Raw genomic sequence first — 16,632 nt, forward strand, 5'->3', positions numbered from 1 at the left:
TGTTTTACGAAACATCTTCGGGTTGTGAGGTTAAGCGACTAAGCGTACACGGTGGATGCCCTGGCAGTCAGAGGCGATGAAGGACGTGCTAATCTGCGATAAGCGTCGGTAAGGTGATATGAACCGTTATAACCGGCGATTTCCGAATGGGGAAACCCAGTGTGATTCGTCACACTATCATTACGTGAATACATAGCGTAATGAAGCGAACCGGGGGAACTGAAACATCTAAGTACCCCGAGGAAAAGAAATCAACCGAGATTCCCCCAGTAGCGGCGAGCGAACGGGGAGCAGCCCAGAGTCTGAATCAGCATGTGTGGTAGTGGAACGGTCTGGAAAGTCCGGCGATACAGGGTGATAGTCCCGTACACAAAAGTGCATATGTTGTGAACTCGAAGAGTAGGGCGGGACACGTGGTATCCTGTCTGAATATGGGGGGACCATCCTCCAAGGCTAAATACTCCTGACTGACCGATAGTGAACCAGTACCGTGAGGGAAAGGCGAAAAGAACCCCGGCGAGGGGAGTGAAAAAGAACCTGAAACCGTGTACGTACAAGCAGTGGGAGCCTCTTTATGGGGTGACTGCGTACCTTTTGTATAATGGGTCAGCGACTTATATTCTGTAGCAAGGTTAACCGAATAGGGGAGCCGAAGGGAAACCGAGTCTTAACTGGGCGTTAAGTTGCAGGGTATAGACCCGAAACCCGGTGATCTAGCCATGGGCAGGTTGAAGGTTGGGTAACACTAACTGGAGGACCGAACCGACTAATGTTGAAAAATTAGCGGATGACTTGTGGCTGGGGGGGAAAGGCCAATCAAACCGGGAGATAGCTGGTTCTCCCCGAAAGCTATTTAGGTAGCGCCTCGTGAACTCATCTTCGGGGGTAGAGCACTGTTTCGGCTAGGGGGTCATCCCGACTTACCAACCCGATGCAAACTGCGAATACCGAAGAATGTTATCACGGGAGACACACGGCGGGTGCTAACGTCCGTCGTGAAGAGGGAAACAACCCAGACCGCCAGCTAAGGTCCCAAAGTCATGGTTAAGTGGGAAACGATGTGGGAAGGCACAGACAGCCAGGATGTTGGCTTAGAAGCAGCCATCATTTAAAGAAAGCGTAATAGCTCACTGGTCGAGTCGGCCTGCGCGGAAGATGTAACGGGGCTAAACCATGCACCGAAGCTGCGGCAGCGACACTATGTGTTGTTGGGTAGGGGAGCGTTCTGTAAGCCGTTGAAGGTGGCCTGTGAGGGTTGCTGGAGGTATCAGAAGTGCGAATGCTGACATAAGTAACGATAATGCGGGTGAAAAACCCGCACGCCGGAAGACCAAGGGTTCCTGTCCAACGTTAATCGGGGCAGGGTGAGTCGACCCCTAAGGCGAGGCCGAAAGGCGTAGTCGATGGGAAACAGGTTAATATTCCTGTACTTGGTGTTACTGCGAAGGGGGGACGGAGAAGGCTATGTTAGCCGGGCGACGGTTGCCCCGGTTTAAGCATGTAGGCGGAGATTCCAGGTAAATCCGGAGTCTTGTTAACGCTGAGGTGTGATGACGAGGCACTACGGTGCTGAAGTAACAAATGCCCTGCTTCCAGGAAAAGCCTCTAAGCATCAGGTAACACGAAATCGTACCCCAAACCGACACAGGTGGTCAGGTAGAGAATACCAAGGCGCTTGAGAGAACTCGGGTGAAGGAACTAGGCAAAATGGTGCCGTAACTTCGGGAGAAGGCACGCTGATATGTAGGTGAAGTGATTTACTCATGGAGCTGAAATCAGTCGAAGATACCAGCTGGCTGCAACTGTTTATTAAAAACACAGCACTGTGCAAACACGAAAGTGGACGTATACGGTGTGACGCCTGCCCGGTGCCGGAAGGTTAATTGATGGGGTTATCCGTAAGGAGAAGCTCTTGATCGAAGCCCCGGTAAACGGCGGCCGTAACTATAACGGTCCTAAGGTAGCGAAATTCCTTGTCGGGTAAGTTCCGACCTGCACGAATGGCGTAATGATGGCCAGGCTGTCTCCACCCGAGACTCAGTGAAATTGAACTCGCTGTGAAGATGCAGTGTACCCGCGGCAAGACGGAAAGACCCCGTGAACCTTTACTATAGCTTGACACTGAACACTGGTCCTTGATGTGTAGGATAGGTGGGAGGCTTTGAAGTGTGGACGCCAGTCTGCATGGAGCCAACCTTGAAATACCACCCTTTAATGGCTGGTGTTCTAACGTAGACCCGTGATCCGGGTTGCGGACAGTGTCTGGTGGGTAGTTTGACTGGGGCGGTCTCCTCCTAAAGAGTAACGGAGGAGCACGAAGGTTAGCTAATCCTGGTCGGACATCAGGAGGTTAGTGCAAAGGCATAAGCTAGCTTGACTGCGAGAGTGACGGCTCGAGCAGGTGCGAAAGCAGGTCTTAGTGATCCGGTGGTTCTGAATGGAAGGGCCATCGCTCAACGGATAAAAGGTACTCCGGGGATAACAGGCTGATACCGCCCAAGAGTTCATATCGACGGCGGTGTTTGGCACCTCGATGTCGGCTCATCACATCCTGGGGCTGAAGTAGGTCCCAAGGGTATGGCTGTTCGCCATTTAAAGTGGTACGCGAGCTGGGTTTAGAACGTCGTGAGACAGTTCGGTCCCTATCTGCCGTGGGCGCTGGAGAATTGAGGGGGGCTGCTCCTAGTACGAGAGGACCGGAGTGGACGCATCACTGGTGTTCGGGTTGTCATGCCAATGGCATTGCCCGGTAGCTAAATGCGGAAGAGATAAGTGCTGAAAGCATCTAAGCACGAAACTTGCCCCGAGATGAGTTCTCCCTGACCCTTTAAGGGTCCTGAAGGAACGTTGAAGACGACGACGTTGATAGGTCGGGTGTGTAAGCGTAGCGATACGTTGAGCTAACCGATACTAATGAACCGTGAGGCTTAACCTTACAACGCCGAAGGTGTTTTGGCGAAAGAGACATCGAAATTCAGCTTGATTACAGATTACATCGACAGACCTGAGAGGTGTGTTGATAGACAGAATTTGCCTGGCGGCTGTAGCGCGGTGGTCCCACCTGACCCCATGCCGAACTCAGAAGTGAAACGCCGTAGCGCCGATGGTAGTGTGGGGTCTCCCCATGCGAGAGTAGGGAACTGCCAGGCATCAAATAAGTGAAGAAGCCCATCCTGCCGGATGGGCTTTTTTGCGTCTGCAGGGAATGAAAACTGCCGGAGGTGACCTCCCGCCTTATCCGGCCGGCGTCTGTTATTACCGGATACGGGGCCTGTAAACCTTATTCTTCCTGTGATTGGAGCCTCATCGGTTGCAAAGCAACATCCTAAGCTTCCATAACACAAGCCATCCTGCTGCATATACGGTAAACTAAGCGCGATTTTGCATCAGGAAAGCGTCTATGAATCACTCCCTTAAAGCCTGGAACACCTTCGGTATCGATCAACAAGCTAATGTGCTTGTCTGTGCTGAAAATGAGCAACAACTACTAAATGCCTGGCAATCAGCCAATGCATCACATCATCCAGTGCTAATCCTGGGCGAAGGGAGTAACGTCCTGTTTCTTGATGCCTTCCATGGAACGGTGATCGTCAACCGTATCAAGGGAATAGCGATTACAGAACAACCTGATGCGTGGCATTTGCACGTAGGCGCGGGTGAAAACTGGCATCATCTGGTAGAGCATACGCTGCAGCAAAGCATGCCCGGACTGGAAAATCTGGCGCTGATCCCCGGCTGCGTGGGTTCATCGCCAATCCAGAATATTGGTGCCTATGGCGTAGAACTGCGGCGCGTCTGCGAATACGTGGACTGCGTAGAGCTTTCGACCGGCAAACATCTGCGCGTTAGCGCCGCAGAATGCCGATTTGGTTACCGTGACAGTATCTTCAAACATGAGTACCAGGATCGTTTCGCGATTGTAGCTGTTGGTCTGCGCTTACCTAAACAGTGGCAACCTGTTCTCACTTACGGTGACCTGACGCGTCTTGATCCTGCCACGGTAACGCCTCGGCAGGTTTTTGATTCTGTTTGCCATATGCGCACCACAAAACTGCCCGATCCAAAAGTAAACGGGAATGCGGGGAGTTTCTTTAAAAACCCGGTTGTCACCGCGGACATTGCGCAGGAGCTCCTGGTGAAATTCCCGACTGCACCTCATTACCCGCAGGCTGATGGCTCTGTGAAACTGGCTGCTGGCTGGCTTATCGATCAATGTCAGCTAAAAGGCATGCGCATTGGTGGTGCAGCGGTACATCAGCAGCAGGCACTGGTGCTGATCAATGCAAGCCATGCTACGAGTCAGGATGTGGTGCAACTGGCGCATCACGTACGCCAAAAAGTCGGTGAGAAATTCAATGTCTGGCTTGAGCCGGAAGTCCGGTTTATTGGCCCACTGGGTGAAGTGAATGCCGTGGAGATCGTTGCATGAAGGATAATACCGTCCCCCTGACGCTTATTTCATTATTATCCGATGGCGAATTTCACTCTGGTGAGCAACTCGGTGAAAAGCTGGGAATGAGCCGTGCGGCAATCAATAAACATGTCCAGACGCTACGTGACTGGGGTGTTGATGTATTTACTGTCCCTGGTAAAGGATACAGCTTACCTGAACCTATCCAGCTATTAGATTCATCACTTATTTATTCTCAGCTGGATGGCGGGAATATAACGGTCCTGCCGGTTATCGACTCTACCAATCAGTACCTGATGGATCGAATTGGTCAACTGGAGTCAGGGGATGCCTGCGTCGCTGAGTATCAGCAGGCTGGTCGTGGTCGTCGTGGACGTAAATGGTTCTCTCCCTTTGGTGCCAATCTGTACCTTTCAATGTTCTGGCGACTGGAACAAGGACCGGCAGCCGCGATTGGTCTGAGCCTGGTGATCGGTATTGTCATGGCTGAGGTTTTACGCGATCTGGGCGCGGATAAAGTGCGTGTTAAATGGCCGAACGACCTCTATTTGCTCGACCGTAAACTGGCAGGGATCCTGGTTGAACTCACCGGAAAAACGGGCGATGCCGCACAGATTGTTATTGGGGCGGGTATAAACATGTCCATGCGTCGGGTTGAGGAGAATGTGGTTAATCAAGGCTGGATTAATCTGCAGGAAGCGGGCATTACCATTGACCGCAATACTCTGGCTGCCCGACTGATCCGCGAGCTGCGCGCTGCCCTGATACTGTTTGAGCATGAGGGCCTGGCGCCGTATTTGTCCCGCTGGAGGGCGCTGGATAACTTTATCGACCGCCCTGTTAAACTCATTATTGGTGATAAAGAAATATTTGGTGTATCTCGTGGAATAGATGCGCAAGGTGCATTACTACTCGAACAAAATGGCGTGATAAAACCCTGGATGGGTGGGGAAATATCGCTTAGAAGCGCTGAATAATAAGAAGGGGAGCTATGGCTCCCCTTTATTTTTTTTATTTTCGTAATCTGACTTTCTCAACGGCATGATTGGCGCTTTTCGTCATGATTAAGCTGGCTCGCTCACGCGTTGGTAAAATATTCTGTTTTAAATTCAACCAGTTGATTTCTTTCCACAGCGATGTAGCCGTGTTGATTGCCTCGTCTTCCGACAATTTCGCATAGTTATGGAAATAAGAGTCTGGGTTGGTAAATGCCCCTTCGCGGAATTTCAGGAAGCGGTTGATATACCACGTCTGGAGTAATTCTTCTGGCGCATCCACATAAATAGAAAAGTCGACAAAGTCAGAAACAAATACATGATGTGGATCGTGAGGATAGTCCATCCCGCTTTGTAATACATTGAGCCCTTCGAGGATTAATATGTCGGGCTGGGCAACGGTTTTGTCGCCATCAGGGATCACATCATAAATCAGATGAGAATAGACCGGTGCCGTAACGTTGGGGACGCCAGACTTTAGATCGGAAACGAATTTAACCAGACGGTGCATATCATAGGACTGAGGAAAGCCTTTCTTCTTCATGAGCCCACGATCTTTCAACACCTGGTTAGGATGAAGAAAACCGTCGGTAGTGATCAGCTCAACCTTACGATGCTCGGGCCAGCGACTCAGCAACGCTTGCAACACACGTGCAGTCGTACTTTTGCCGACGGCGACGCTGCCAGCAATGCTAATAATATAAGGAATACGCTCGCCGTTGGTGCCTAAAAATTGCTCCAGCACAGCCTGACGCCGCAGGTTCGAACTGATGTAAAAATTTAGCAAACGCGATAATGGCAAATAAATCTCAGCAACTTCTTCCAGCGATAAGTCTTCGTTAATGCCTTTCAGACGAGCAATCTCTTCCTCGGTCAGAGTCATCGGCACGGAATCACGAAGCGCAGCCCACTGGTTGCGATCAAACTGTAGGTAAGGCGACGTTAACGCTTGCTCTTTTATACTCATACGCATGGTCTGGCTGTCATTGCTATATCAGGTCTGCGGTAAAAAACGAAATCATCCCCGGTACGCAATGGCACGCACATTTCAGTTAATTTGGACAATGGGCAGGAGGGTAACACCAGATGGGAGGGAATAATAAGAAAAAATCGTCCCCTGAAACGCAATGTGACGGCTATTCCAGATGTATAAAGATGCACTTTCTCTCTATTGATAACTGCATGCTGGAGCAAAATGCCTTCAGGGAGCGCGGCTGACGTTGGAAATTTGTTCAATTCGAAGAAGAAATAGATTATTTATCGGTCGTATAGTGCAAAATGTGAGCGATAGAACATTTTATGCAATTTTTTAGTTGCATGAGTGCGCATGTCTCCATAAAATGCGCGCTACTTGATGCCGACTTAGCTCAGTAGGTAGAGCAACTGACTTGTAATCAGTAGGTCACCAGTTCGATTCCGGTAGTCGGCACCATCAAGTCCGGTGGGGTTCCCGAGCGGCCAAAGGGAGCAGACTGTAAATCTGCCGTCACAGACTTCGAAGGTTCGAATCCTTCCCCCACCACCACTTTCTGGCAGCGTTATCGCCGCCTGAGTTGGTTAAAAAATTAATCAGCTCGAATAAAAAAGAGAGAAATCTCTTTTTTATTACAGAAAGAACTGGGTAGCCGAGTTTCAGGATGCGGGCATCGTATAATGGCTATTACCTCAGCCTTCCAAGCTGATGATGCGGGTTCGATTCCCGCTGCCCGCTCCAGACGTGCTGATATGGCTCAGTTGGTAGAGCGCACCCTTGGTAAGGGTGAGGTCCCCAGTTCGACTCTGGGTATCAGCACCACTTCACTTCTCCTTCCCGTTTCTCTCTGTTTACTTTTAAAAGCATTCAACAGCTCAGGCATATGGCCTGGTTGATGTGGTGATATCACCGATTTATCCGTGTCTTAGAGGGACAATCGATGTCTAAAGAAAAATTTGAACGTACAAAACCGCACGTTAACGTCGGTACTATCGGCCACGTTGACCATGGTAAAACAACGCTGACCGCTGCAATCACTACCGTACTGGCTAAAACCTACGGCGGTGCTGCTCGTGCATTCGACCAGATCGATAACGCGCCGGAAGAAAAAGCTCGTGGTATCACCATCAACACTTCTCACGTTGAATATGACACCCCGACTCGCCACTACGCACACGTAGACTGCCCGGGCCACGCCGACTATGTTAAAAACATGATCACCGGTGCTGCGCAGATGGACGGCGCGATCCTGGTTGTTGCTGCGACTGACGGCCCGATGCCGCAGACTCGTGAGCACATCCTGCTGGGTCGTCAGGTAGGCGTTCCGTACATCATCGTGTTCCTGAACAAATGCGACATGGTTGATGACGAAGAGCTGCTGGAACTGGTAGAAATGGAAGTTCGTGAACTTCTGTCTCAGTACGATTTCCCGGGCGACGACACTCCGATCGTTCGTGGTTCTGCTCTGAAAGCGCTGGAAGGCGAAGCAGAGTGGGAAGCGAAAATCATCGAACTGGCTGGCTTCCTGGATTCTTACATCCCGGAACCAGAGCGTGCGATTGACAAGCCGTTCCTGCTGCCTATCGAAGACGTGTTCTCCATCTCCGGTCGTGGTACCGTTGTTACCGGTCGTGTAGAGCGCGGTATCATCAAAGTTGGTGAAGAAGTTGAAATCGTTGGTATCAAAGAGACTGCTAAGTCTACCTGTACTGGCGTTGAAATGTTCCGCAAACTGCTGGACGAAGGCCGTGCTGGTGAGAACGTTGGTGTTCTGCTGCGTGGTATCAAACGTGAAGAAATCGAACGTGGTCAGGTACTGGCTAAGCCGGGCTCTATCAAGCCGCACACCAAGTTCGAATCTGAAGTGTACATTCTGTCCAAAGACGAAGGCGGCCGTCATACTCCGTTCTTCAAAGGCTACCGTCCGCAGTTCTACTTCCGTACTACTGACGTGACTGGTACCATCGAACTGCCGGAAGGCGTTGAGATGGTAATGCCGGGCGACAACATCAAAATGGTTGTTACCCTGATCCACCCAATCGCGATGGACGACGGTCTGCGTTTCGCAATCCGTGAAGGCGGCCGTACTGTTGGTGCGGGCGTTGTTGCCAAAGTAATGAGCTAATTGCCGAATAACATTTGACGCAATGCGCAATAAAAGGGCATCATTTGATGCCCTTTTTGCACGCTTTCACACCAGAACCTGGCTCATCAGTGATTTTATTTGTCATAATCATTGCTGAGACAGGCTCTGAAGAGGGCGTTTAGTCCGAAACGCACCAGAGCATTTCGGTTTGGATCGCCTCGCTTACGCGGGGTGAAAATGTTTGTAGAATACTTCTGACAGGTTGGTTTATGAGTGCGAATACCGAAGCTCAAGGAAGCGGGCGCGGCCTGGAAGCGATGAAGTGGGTTGTTGTCGCTGTATTGCTGCTTGTAGCTATCGTTGGCAACTACCTCTATCGTGACATGATGCTGCCGCTGCGTGCGCTGGCCGTAGTGATTCTGATTGCCGCAGCGGGTGGTGTCGCGCTGTTGACAACAAAAGGTAAAGCGACCGTTGCTTTTGCCCGTGAAGCGAGAACCGAAGTCCGTAAGGTCATTTGGCCAACTCGCCAGGAAACATTGCACACCACATTAATTGTGGCTGCGGTTACCGCAGTAATGTCACTGATCCTGTGGGGACTGGATGGTATTCTGGTTCGCCTGGTATCCTTTATCACTGGCCTGAGGTTCTAAGATGTCTGAAGCCCCTAAAAAGCGCTGGTACGTCGTTCAGGCGTTTTCCGGTTTTGAAGGCCGCGTAGCTACATCGCTGCGCGAATATATCAAGTTACAAAATATGGAAGAGCTGTTTGGCGAAGTCATGGTGCCGACCGAAGAAGTGGTCGAAATCCGTGGCGGTCAGCGTCGCAAGAGCGAACGTAAATTCTTCCCGGGCTATGTATTGGTCCAGATGGTGATGAATGACGCAAGCTGGCACCTGGTGCGCAGCGTGCCGCGTGTGATGGGCTTTATCGGCGGTACATCTGACCGTCCGGCGCCGATCAGCGACAAAGAAGTTGATGCGATCATGAACCGTCTGCAGCAGGTTGGCGACAAGCCGCGTCCGAAAACGATGTTTGAGCCAGGTGAAATGGTTCGCGTTAGCGACGGTCCGTTCGCTGACTTTAACGGCGTGGTTGAAGAAGTGGACTACGAGAAGTCTCGTCTGAAAGTTTCCGTATCTATCTTCGGTCGTGCGACTCCAGTTGAACTGGACTTCGCTCAGGTTGAAAAAGCCTAACACCCCGATCAAAAAAGCGACGATTTAATCGTTGCACAAGGCGCGAGATTGGAATACAATTTCGCGCCTTTTGTTTTTATGGATCCTATCCGTAAAACGAATTTAATCACGGGGAGCCTCCTTGAGGCGTTATAACCCAACTAGAGGAATTTAGAATGGCTAAGAAAGTCCAAGCCTATGTCAAGCTGCAGGTTGCAGCTGGTATGGCTAACCCGAGTCCGCCGGTAGGTCCTGCACTGGGTCAACAAGGCGTGAACATCATGGAATTCTGCAAAGCGTTCAACGCTAAAACTGATTCCATGGAAAAAGGTCTGCCAATCCCGGTTGTTATCACCGTTTACGCTGACCGTTCTTTCACTTTCGTTACCAAAACGCCTCCGGCAGCAGTTCTGCTGAAGAAAGCGGCTGGTATCAAGTCTGGTTCCGGCAAGCCGAACAAAGACAAAGTGGGTAAAATTTCCCGCGCTCAGCTGCAGGAAATCGCGCAGACCAAAGCTGCCGACATGACTGGTTCCGACATTGAAGCGATGACTCGCTCCATTGAAGGTACTGCACGTTCCATGGGCCTGGTAGTGGAGGACTAAGAAATGGCTAAACTGACCAAGCGCATGTCCGTGATCCGTGACAAAGTTGATGCTACTAAGCAGTATGACATCAACGAAGCTATCGCTCTGCTGAAAGAGCTGGCCACTGCTAAATTCGTAGAAAGCGTGGACGTTGCTGTTAACCTCGGCATCGATGCTCGTAAATCTGACCAGAACGTACGTGGTGCAACTGTACTGCCGCACGGTACTGGCCGTTCCGTTCGCGTAGCCGTATTTACCCAGGGTGCAAACGCTGAAGCTGCTAAAGCTGCAGGCGCTGAGCTGGTAGGTATGGAAGATCTGGCTGAACAGATCAAGAAAGGCGAAATGAACTTTGACGTTGTTATTGCTTCCCCGGATGCAATGCGCGTTGTTGGCCAGCTGGGTCAGGTTCTGGGTCCGCGCGGCCTGATGCCAAACCCGAAAGTTGGTACTGTAACTCCTAACGTTGCTGAAGCTGTTAAGAATGCTAAAGCTGGTCAGGTTCGTTACCGTAACGACAAAAACGGCATCATCCACACCACCATCGGTAAAGTGGATTTTGACGCTGACAAACTGAAAGAAAACCTGGAAGCTCTGCTGGTTGCGCTGAAAAAAGCAAAACCGACTCAGGCAAAAGGCGTGTACATCAAGAAAGTTAGCATCTCCACCACCATGGGTGCTGGCGTTGCCGTTGATCAGTCCGGTCTGACTGCGACTGTGGCGAACTAATATTCGCCTTTACGTGGGCGGTGATTTTGTCTACAATCTTACCCCCACGTATTCTGCTAATTGCAGACGTATATCTGAGATATTCAGGCTGTGGCAAGGCAGTCAACGCCACTACAGATTGAATAGCGACAGATAGAAAAGATTTGTTCGTTGGAGCCTGGCCTAATCCAGGCCTCCGTCGAAGACCGCAGGTGTTTCGTAAGAAACTTAATGCCCTGCGTAGACGGTGACAGAACGCTAAGATTATTTCTGATACTCTGGCTTGTTTCTGCTCACCGTATTTAGACGCTCTCTCCGTTGGGGGGAGTGAAGTGAGTTCCGGAACATGAGTTCCGGCAAACATCCAGGAGCAAAGCTAATGGCTTTAAATCTTCAAGACAAACAAGCGATTGTTGCTGAAGTCAGCGAAGTAGCCAAAGGCGCGCTGTCTGCAGTAGTTGCGGATTCCCGTGGCGTAACTGTAGATAAAATGACTGAACTGCGTAAAGCAGGTCGTGAAGCTGGCGTATACATGCGTGTTGTTCGTAACACCCTGCTGCGCCGCGTCGTTGAAGGTACTCAGTTCGAGTGCCTGAAAGACACGTTTGTTGGTCCGACCCTGATTGCATACTCTATGGAACACCCGGGCGCTGCTGCTCGTCTGTTCAAAGAGTTCGCGAAAGCGAATGCAAAATTTGAGGTCAAAGCCGCAGCCTTTGAAGGTGAGTTGATTACGGCATCGAATATCGATCGCCTGGCAACTCTGCCGACCTACGAAGAAGCAATTGCACGCCTGATGGCAACCATGAAAGAAGCTTCGGCTGGCAAACTGGTTCGTACTCTGGCTGCTGTACGCGATGCGAAAGAAGCTGCTTAATCGCAGTTATCTTTGTAAAGCATCTGCTTACGTATAAACTTATTCTGATTTTCAGGAACAATTTAAATGTCTATCACTAAAGATCAAATCATTGAAGCAGTATCCGCTATGTCCGTAATGGACGTTGTAGAACTGATTTCTGCAATGGAAGAAAAATTCGGTGTTTCTGCTGCTGCTGCTGTAGCTGTAGCTGCTGGCCCGGCTGAAGCTGCTGAAGAAAAAACTGAATTCGACGTAATTCTGAAAGCTGCTGGCGCTAACAAAGTTGCTGTTATCAAAGCAGTACGTGGCGCAACTGGCCTGGGTCTGAAAGAAGCTAAAGACCTGGTAGAATCTGCACCGGCTGCGCTGAAAGAAGGCGTGAGCAAAGACGACGCAGAAGCACTGAAAAAATCTCTGGAAGAAGCTGGCGCTGAAGTTGAAGTTAAATAAGCCAACTTTTCTGGTTGCAGCCTAAGAAATTAGGCTGATGGCTGGTGACTTTTTAGTCACCAGCCTTTTTGCGCTGTAAGGCGCCAGTAGCATTTCACACTGTTTGACTACTGCTGTGCCTTTCAATGCTTGTTTCTATCGACGTCTTAATATACTGCGACAGAACGTCAGTTCTGTGTAAATCGCAATGAAATGGTTTAAGCGTGATAGCAACAGGCATTGCGGAAAGTATTCGATTTTCCGGTCAACAAAATAGTGTTGCACAAACTGTCCCTTCGTCGGACAGATGGGTCGACTTGTCAGCGAGCTGAGGAACCCTAATGGTTTACTCCTATACCGAGAAAAAACGTATTCGTAAGGATTTTGGTAAACGTCCGCAAGTGTTGGACATACCTTATCTCCTTTCTATCCAGCTTGACTCGTTTCAGAAGTTCATCGAGCAAGATCCTGAAGGGCAGTATGGTCTGGAAGCAGCTTTCCGTTCCGTTTTCCCGATTCAGAGCTACAGCGGTAATTCCGAGCTGCAATACGTCAGCTACCGCCTTGGCGAACCGGTGTTTGACGTTCAGGAATGTCAGATCCGTGGCGTGACCTATTCCGCACCGCTGCGCGTAAAACTGCGCCTGGTGATCTACGAGCGCGAAGCGCCGGAAGGCACCGTAAAAGACATTAAAGAACAAGAAGTCTACATGGGCGAAATTCCGCTCATGACAGACAACGGTACCTTTGTTATCAACGGTACTGAGCGTGTTATCGTTTCTCAGCTGCACCGTAGTCCTGGCGTCTTCTTTGACTCCGACAAAGGTAAAACCCACTCTTCGGGTAAAGTGCTGTATAACGCGCGTATTATCCCTTACCGTGGTTCCTGGCTGGACTTCGAATTCGATCCGAAGGACAACCTGTTCGTACGTATTGACCGTCGCCGTAAACTGCCTGCGACCATTATTCTGCGTGCACTGAACTACACCACTGAGCAGATCCTTGACCTGTTCTTTGAGAAAGTTGTTTTCGAAATTCGTGACAACAAGCTGCAGATGGAACTGGTGCCGGAACGCCTGCGTGGTGAAACCGCCTCCTTTGACATCGAAGCTAACGGCAAAGTCTACGTCGAAAAAGGCCGTCGCATCACTGCGCGCCACATTCGCCAGCTGGAAAAAGACGATATCAAACATATCGAAGTTCCGGTTGAATACATTGCTGGTAAAGTTGCGGCTAAAGACTACGTTGACGAATCTACTGGCGAGCTGATCTGCGCAGCTAACATGGAGCTGAGTCTGGATCTGCTGGCTAAGCTGAGCCAGTCTGGCCACAAGCGTATCGAAACGCTGTTCACCAACGATCTGGACCACGGTCCGTACATTTCTGAAACTGTACGCGTCGATCCAACCAACGATCGTCTGAGCGCGCTGGTAGAAATCTACCGCATGATGCGCCCTGGTGAGCCGCCGACGCGTGAAGCTGCTGAAAGCCTGTTCGAGAACCTGTTCTTCTCCGAAGACCGCTATGACCTGTCTGCGGTTGGTCGTATGAAGTTCAACCGTTCTCTGCTGCGCGACGAAATCGAAGGTTCCGGTATCCTGAGCAAAGACGACATCATCGAAGTGATGAAGAAGCTCATCGATATCCGTAACGGTAAAGGCGAAGTCGATGATATCGACCACCTCGGTAACCGTCGTATCCGTTCCGTAGGCGAAATGGCGGAAAACCAGTTCCGCGTTGGCCTGGTACGTGTTGAGCGTGCGGTGAAAGAGCGTCTGTCTCTGGGCGATCTGGATACCCTGATGCCTCAGGATATGATCAACGCTAAGCCAATTTCTGCAGCAGTGAAAGAGTTCTTTGGTTCCAGCCAGCTGTCTCAGTTTATGGACCAGAACAACCCGCTGTCTGAGATTACGCACAAACGTCGTATCTCTGCACTCGGCCCAGGCGGTTTGACCCGTGAACGCGCAGGCTTCGAAGTTCGAGACGTACACCCGACTCACTACGGTCGCGTATGTCCAATCGAAACGCCTGAAGGTCCGAACATCGGTCTGATCAACTCCTTGTCTGTGTACGCACAGACTAACGAATACGGCTTCCTCGAGACTCCGTACCGTAAAGTGACCGACGGTGTTGTAACTGACGAAATTCATTACCTGTCTGCTATCGAAGAAGGCAACTACGTTATCGCTCAGGCGAACTCCAACCTGGATGACGAAGGCCACTTTGTAGAAGATCTGGTTACCTGCCGTAGCAAAGGCGAATCCAGCTTGTTCAGCCGTGACCAGGTTGACTACATGGACGTATCCACCCAGCAGGTAGTATCCGTCGGTGCGTCCCTGATCCCGTTCCTGGAACACGATGACGCCAACCGTGCATTGATGGGTGCGAACATGCAACGTCAGGCGGTTCCGACTCTGCGTGCTGATAAGCCGCTGGTTGGTACCGGTATGGAACGTGCTGTTGCCGTCGACTCCGGTGTTACCGCAGTTGCTAAACGTGGCGGTACTGTCCAGTACGTGGATGCTTCCCGTATCGTTATCAAAGTTAACGAAGACGAGATGTACCCGGGCGAAGCAGGTATCGACATTTATAACCTGACCAAATACACCCGTTCTAACCAGAACACCTGTATCAACCAGATGCCTTGCGTATCTCTGGGCGAACCGGTTGAACGTGGTGATGTGCTGGCAGACGGTCCGTCCACCGACCTCGGTGAACTGGCTCTCGGTCAGAACATGCGCGTGGCATTCATGCCATGGAATGGTTACAACTTCGAAGACTCCATCCTCGTATCTGAGCGTGTTGTCCAGGAAGACCGTTTCACCACCATCCACATTCAGGAACTGGCATGTGTGTCCCGTGACACCAAGCTGGGGCCGGAAGAGATCACCGCTGACATCCCGAACGTGGGTGAAGCTGCGCTCTCCAAACTGGATGAATCCGGTATCGTTTATATCGGCGCGGAAGTAACCGGTGGCGACATTCTGGTTGGTAAGGTAACGCCGAAAGGTGAAACCCAGCTGACGCCAGAAGAGAAGCTGCTGCGTGCGATCTTCGGTGAGAAAGCGTCTGACGTTAAAGACTCTTCTCTGCGCGTGCCAAACGGTGTTTCCGGTACGATTATCGACGTTCAGGTCTTTACTCGCGATGGCGTAGAAAAAGACAAACGTGCGCTGGAAATCGAAGAGATGCAGCTGAAGCAGGCGAAAAAAGACCTGTCTGAAGAATTGCAAATCCTCGAAGCTGGCCTGTTCAGCCGTATCTACGCTGTGCTGGTTTCCGGTGGTGTTGAAGCTGAGAAGCTCGACAAACTGCCGCGTGATCGCTGGTTAGAACTCGGCCTGACCGACGAAGAGAAACAAAATCAGCTGGAACAACTGGCTGAGCAGTACGACGAACTGAAACACGAGTTCGAGAAAAAACTCGAAGCGAAACGCCGTAAAATCACTCAGGGCGACGATCTGGCACCGGGCGTGCTGAAGATTGTTAAGGTTTATCTGGCGGTTAAACGTCGGATCCAGCCTGGTGATAAGATGGCAGGTCGTCACGGTAACAAGGGTGTAATCTCTAAGATCAACCCGATCGAAGATATGCCACACGATGCTAACGGTACGCCGGTAGATATCGTGCTGAACCCGCTGGGCGTACCATCGCGTATGAACATCGGTCAGATCCTTGAAACCCACCTGGGTATGGCTGCGAAAGGTATCGGCGATAAGATCAACGCCATGCTGAAACAGCAGCAGGAAGTCGCGAAACTGCGCGAATTCATCCAGCGTGCTTACGATCTGGGTTCAGATGTTCGTCAGAAAGTTGACCTGAATACCTTCAGCGATGAAGAAGTTCTGCGTCTGGCTGAAAACCTGAAAAAAGGTATGCCGATCGCAACGCCGGTGTTCGACGGTGCGAAAGAGTCTGAAATCAAGGAACTGTTACAGCTGGGTGGCTTGCCGACTTCCGGTCAGATCACACTGTTCGACGGTCGTACCGGTGAGCAGTTCGAGCGCCAGGTTACCGTTGGCTACATGTACATGCTGAAACTGAACCACCTGGTTGATGACAAGATGCATGCGCGTTCTACCGGTTCTTACAGCCTGGTTACTCAGCAGCCGCTGGGTGGTAAGGCTCAGTTCGGTGGTCAGCGCTTCGGGGAGATGGAAGTGTGGGCGCTTGAAGCATACGGCGCGGCATACACCCTGCAGGAAATGCTCACCGTTAAGTCTGATGACGTGAACGGTCGTACTAAGATGTATAAAAACATCGTGGACGGCAACCATCAGATGGAACCAGGCATGCCGGAATCCTTCAACGTATTGTTGAAAGAGATTCGTTCGCTGGGTATCAACATCGAGCTGGAAGACGAGTAACTCTCGATCAAACAGGTCACTGGTGCTGGCGTAAC

Annotated in this window: 11 protein-coding genes, 4 tRNA genes, 2 rRNA genes and 1 pseudogene; 16 read left to right on the forward strand and 2 right to left on the reverse strand. The window is 50.8% G+C overall.

The features are described 5' to 3' along the window. Nucleotides 1-28 precede the first annotated feature (28 nt). The 4 genes from WC7_RS00820 to birA all read left to right on the forward strand — a co-directional run bounded on the left by WC7_RS00820 (nt 29) and on the right by birA (nt 5,388). Nucleotides 29-2,935: ribosomal RNA gene (locus WC7_RS00820) — 23S ribosomal RNA — on the forward strand. A 98-nt stretch (nt 2,936-3,033) separates the two neighbouring features. Further along, nucleotides 3,034-3,149 (forward strand): 5S ribosomal RNA (rrf, locus tag WC7_RS00815). Nucleotides 3,150-3,400: 251 nt separating this feature from the next. Next, nucleotides 3,401-4,429, forward strand: a complete 1,029-nt coding sequence (murB, locus tag WC7_RS00810) for a UDP-N-acetylmuramate dehydrogenase (RefSeq protein ID WP_016155296.1) — start codon at nt 3,401-3,403, stop codon at nt 4,427-4,429. Further along, nucleotides 4,426-5,388: a bifunctional biotin--[acetyl-CoA-carboxylase] ligase/biotin operon repressor BirA gene (birA, locus tag WC7_RS00805; protein ID WP_016155297.1), complete on the forward strand. Its 963-nt coding sequence runs from the start codon at nt 4,426-4,428 to the stop codon at nt 5,386-5,388. The genes murB and birA overlap by 4 nt, the downstream gene beginning before the upstream one ends. A gap of 34 nt (nt 5,389-5,422) precedes the next feature. Here the strand turns inward: birA and coaA are convergent, their stop codons facing one another. Together coaA and WC7_RS27240 are read right to left on the reverse strand one after the other, a co-directional pair. Further along, nucleotides 5,423-6,373, reverse strand: a complete 951-nt coding sequence (coaA, locus tag WC7_RS00800; RefSeq protein ID WP_032947292.1) for a type I pantothenate kinase — start codon at nt 6,371-6,373, stop codon at nt 5,423-5,425. A 289-nt stretch (nt 6,374-6,662) separates the two neighbouring features. Beyond that, nucleotides 6,663-6,743: pseudogene (locus tag WC7_RS27240) on the reverse strand (hypothetical protein); the annotation flags it as partial. Nucleotides 6,744-6,762: 19 nt separating this feature from the next. Between WC7_RS27240 and WC7_RS00795 the strand changes: the two are divergent. The 12 genes from WC7_RS00795 (at nt 6,763) to rpoB (ending at nt 16,597) form a co-directional block, all read left to right on the forward strand. After that, nucleotides 6,763-6,838 (forward strand) — tRNA-Thr (locus WC7_RS00795). A gap of 8 nt (nt 6,839-6,846) precedes the next feature. Then, nucleotides 6,847-6,931 (forward strand) — tRNA-Tyr (locus WC7_RS00790). Nucleotides 6,932-7,045: 114 nt separating this feature from the next. Then, nucleotides 7,046-7,120, forward strand: a tRNA-Gly gene (locus tag WC7_RS00785). Between the two features lie 5 nt (nt 7,121-7,125). Continuing rightward, nucleotides 7,126-7,201, forward strand: a tRNA-Thr gene (locus WC7_RS00780). A gap of 118 nt (nt 7,202-7,319) precedes the next feature. Beyond that, nucleotides 7,320-8,504 (forward strand): elongation factor Tu, encoded by a 1,185-nt coding sequence (tuf, locus tag WC7_RS00775; protein ID WP_003031109.1) that lies wholly within the window; start codon nt 7,320-7,322, stop codon nt 8,502-8,504. Nucleotides 8,505-8,734: 230 nt separating this feature from the next. Next, entirely contained in the window at nt 8,735-9,118 is a 384-nt protein-coding gene (gene secE, locus WC7_RS00770) for a preprotein translocase subunit SecE (protein WP_003033128.1), read from the forward strand. 1 nt (nt 9,119) lies between these two features. After that, nucleotides 9,120-9,665, forward strand: coding sequence for a transcription termination/antitermination protein NusG (gene nusG / locus WC7_RS00765; protein WP_003033125.1), 546 nt, complete (start codon nt 9,120-9,122; stop codon nt 9,663-9,665). 155 nt (nt 9,666-9,820) lie between these two features. Further along, nucleotides 9,821-10,249 carry a 50S ribosomal protein L11 gene (rplK, locus tag WC7_RS00760; RefSeq protein WP_003033122.1) on the forward strand — a complete coding sequence of 143 codons (429 nt, stop codon included), beginning with the start codon at nt 9,821-9,823 and terminating at the stop codon, nt 10,247-10,249. Between the two features lie 3 nt (nt 10,250-10,252). After that, nucleotides 10,253-10,960, forward strand: a complete 708-nt coding sequence (gene rplA, locus WC7_RS00755; protein ID WP_016155300.1) for a 50S ribosomal protein L1 — start codon at nt 10,253-10,255, stop codon at nt 10,958-10,960. Nucleotides 10,961-11,318: 358 nt separating this feature from the next. Continuing rightward, nucleotides 11,319-11,816, forward strand: coding sequence for a 50S ribosomal protein L10 (gene rplJ / locus WC7_RS00750; RefSeq protein ID WP_005132895.1), 498 nt, complete (start codon nt 11,319-11,321; stop codon nt 11,814-11,816). A gap of 66 nt (nt 11,817-11,882) precedes the next feature. Then, nucleotides 11,883-12,248 carry a 50S ribosomal protein L7/L12 gene (rplL, locus tag WC7_RS00745; protein ID WP_000028882.1) on the forward strand — a complete coding sequence of 122 codons (366 nt, stop codon included), beginning with the start codon at nt 11,883-11,885 and terminating at the stop codon, nt 12,246-12,248. Between the two features lie 320 nt (nt 12,249-12,568). Beyond that, nucleotides 12,569-16,597, forward strand: coding sequence for a DNA-directed RNA polymerase subunit beta (rpoB, locus tag WC7_RS00740; RefSeq protein WP_003033111.1), 4,029 nt, complete (start codon nt 12,569-12,571; stop codon nt 16,595-16,597). The last annotated feature ends 35 nt before the right edge of the window (nt 16,598-16,632 follow it).

The organism is Citrobacter sp. KTE151, assembly GCF_000398845.1.
Lineage (GTDB): Bacteria > Pseudomonadota > Gammaproteobacteria > Enterobacterales > Enterobacteriaceae > Citrobacter > Citrobacter braakii.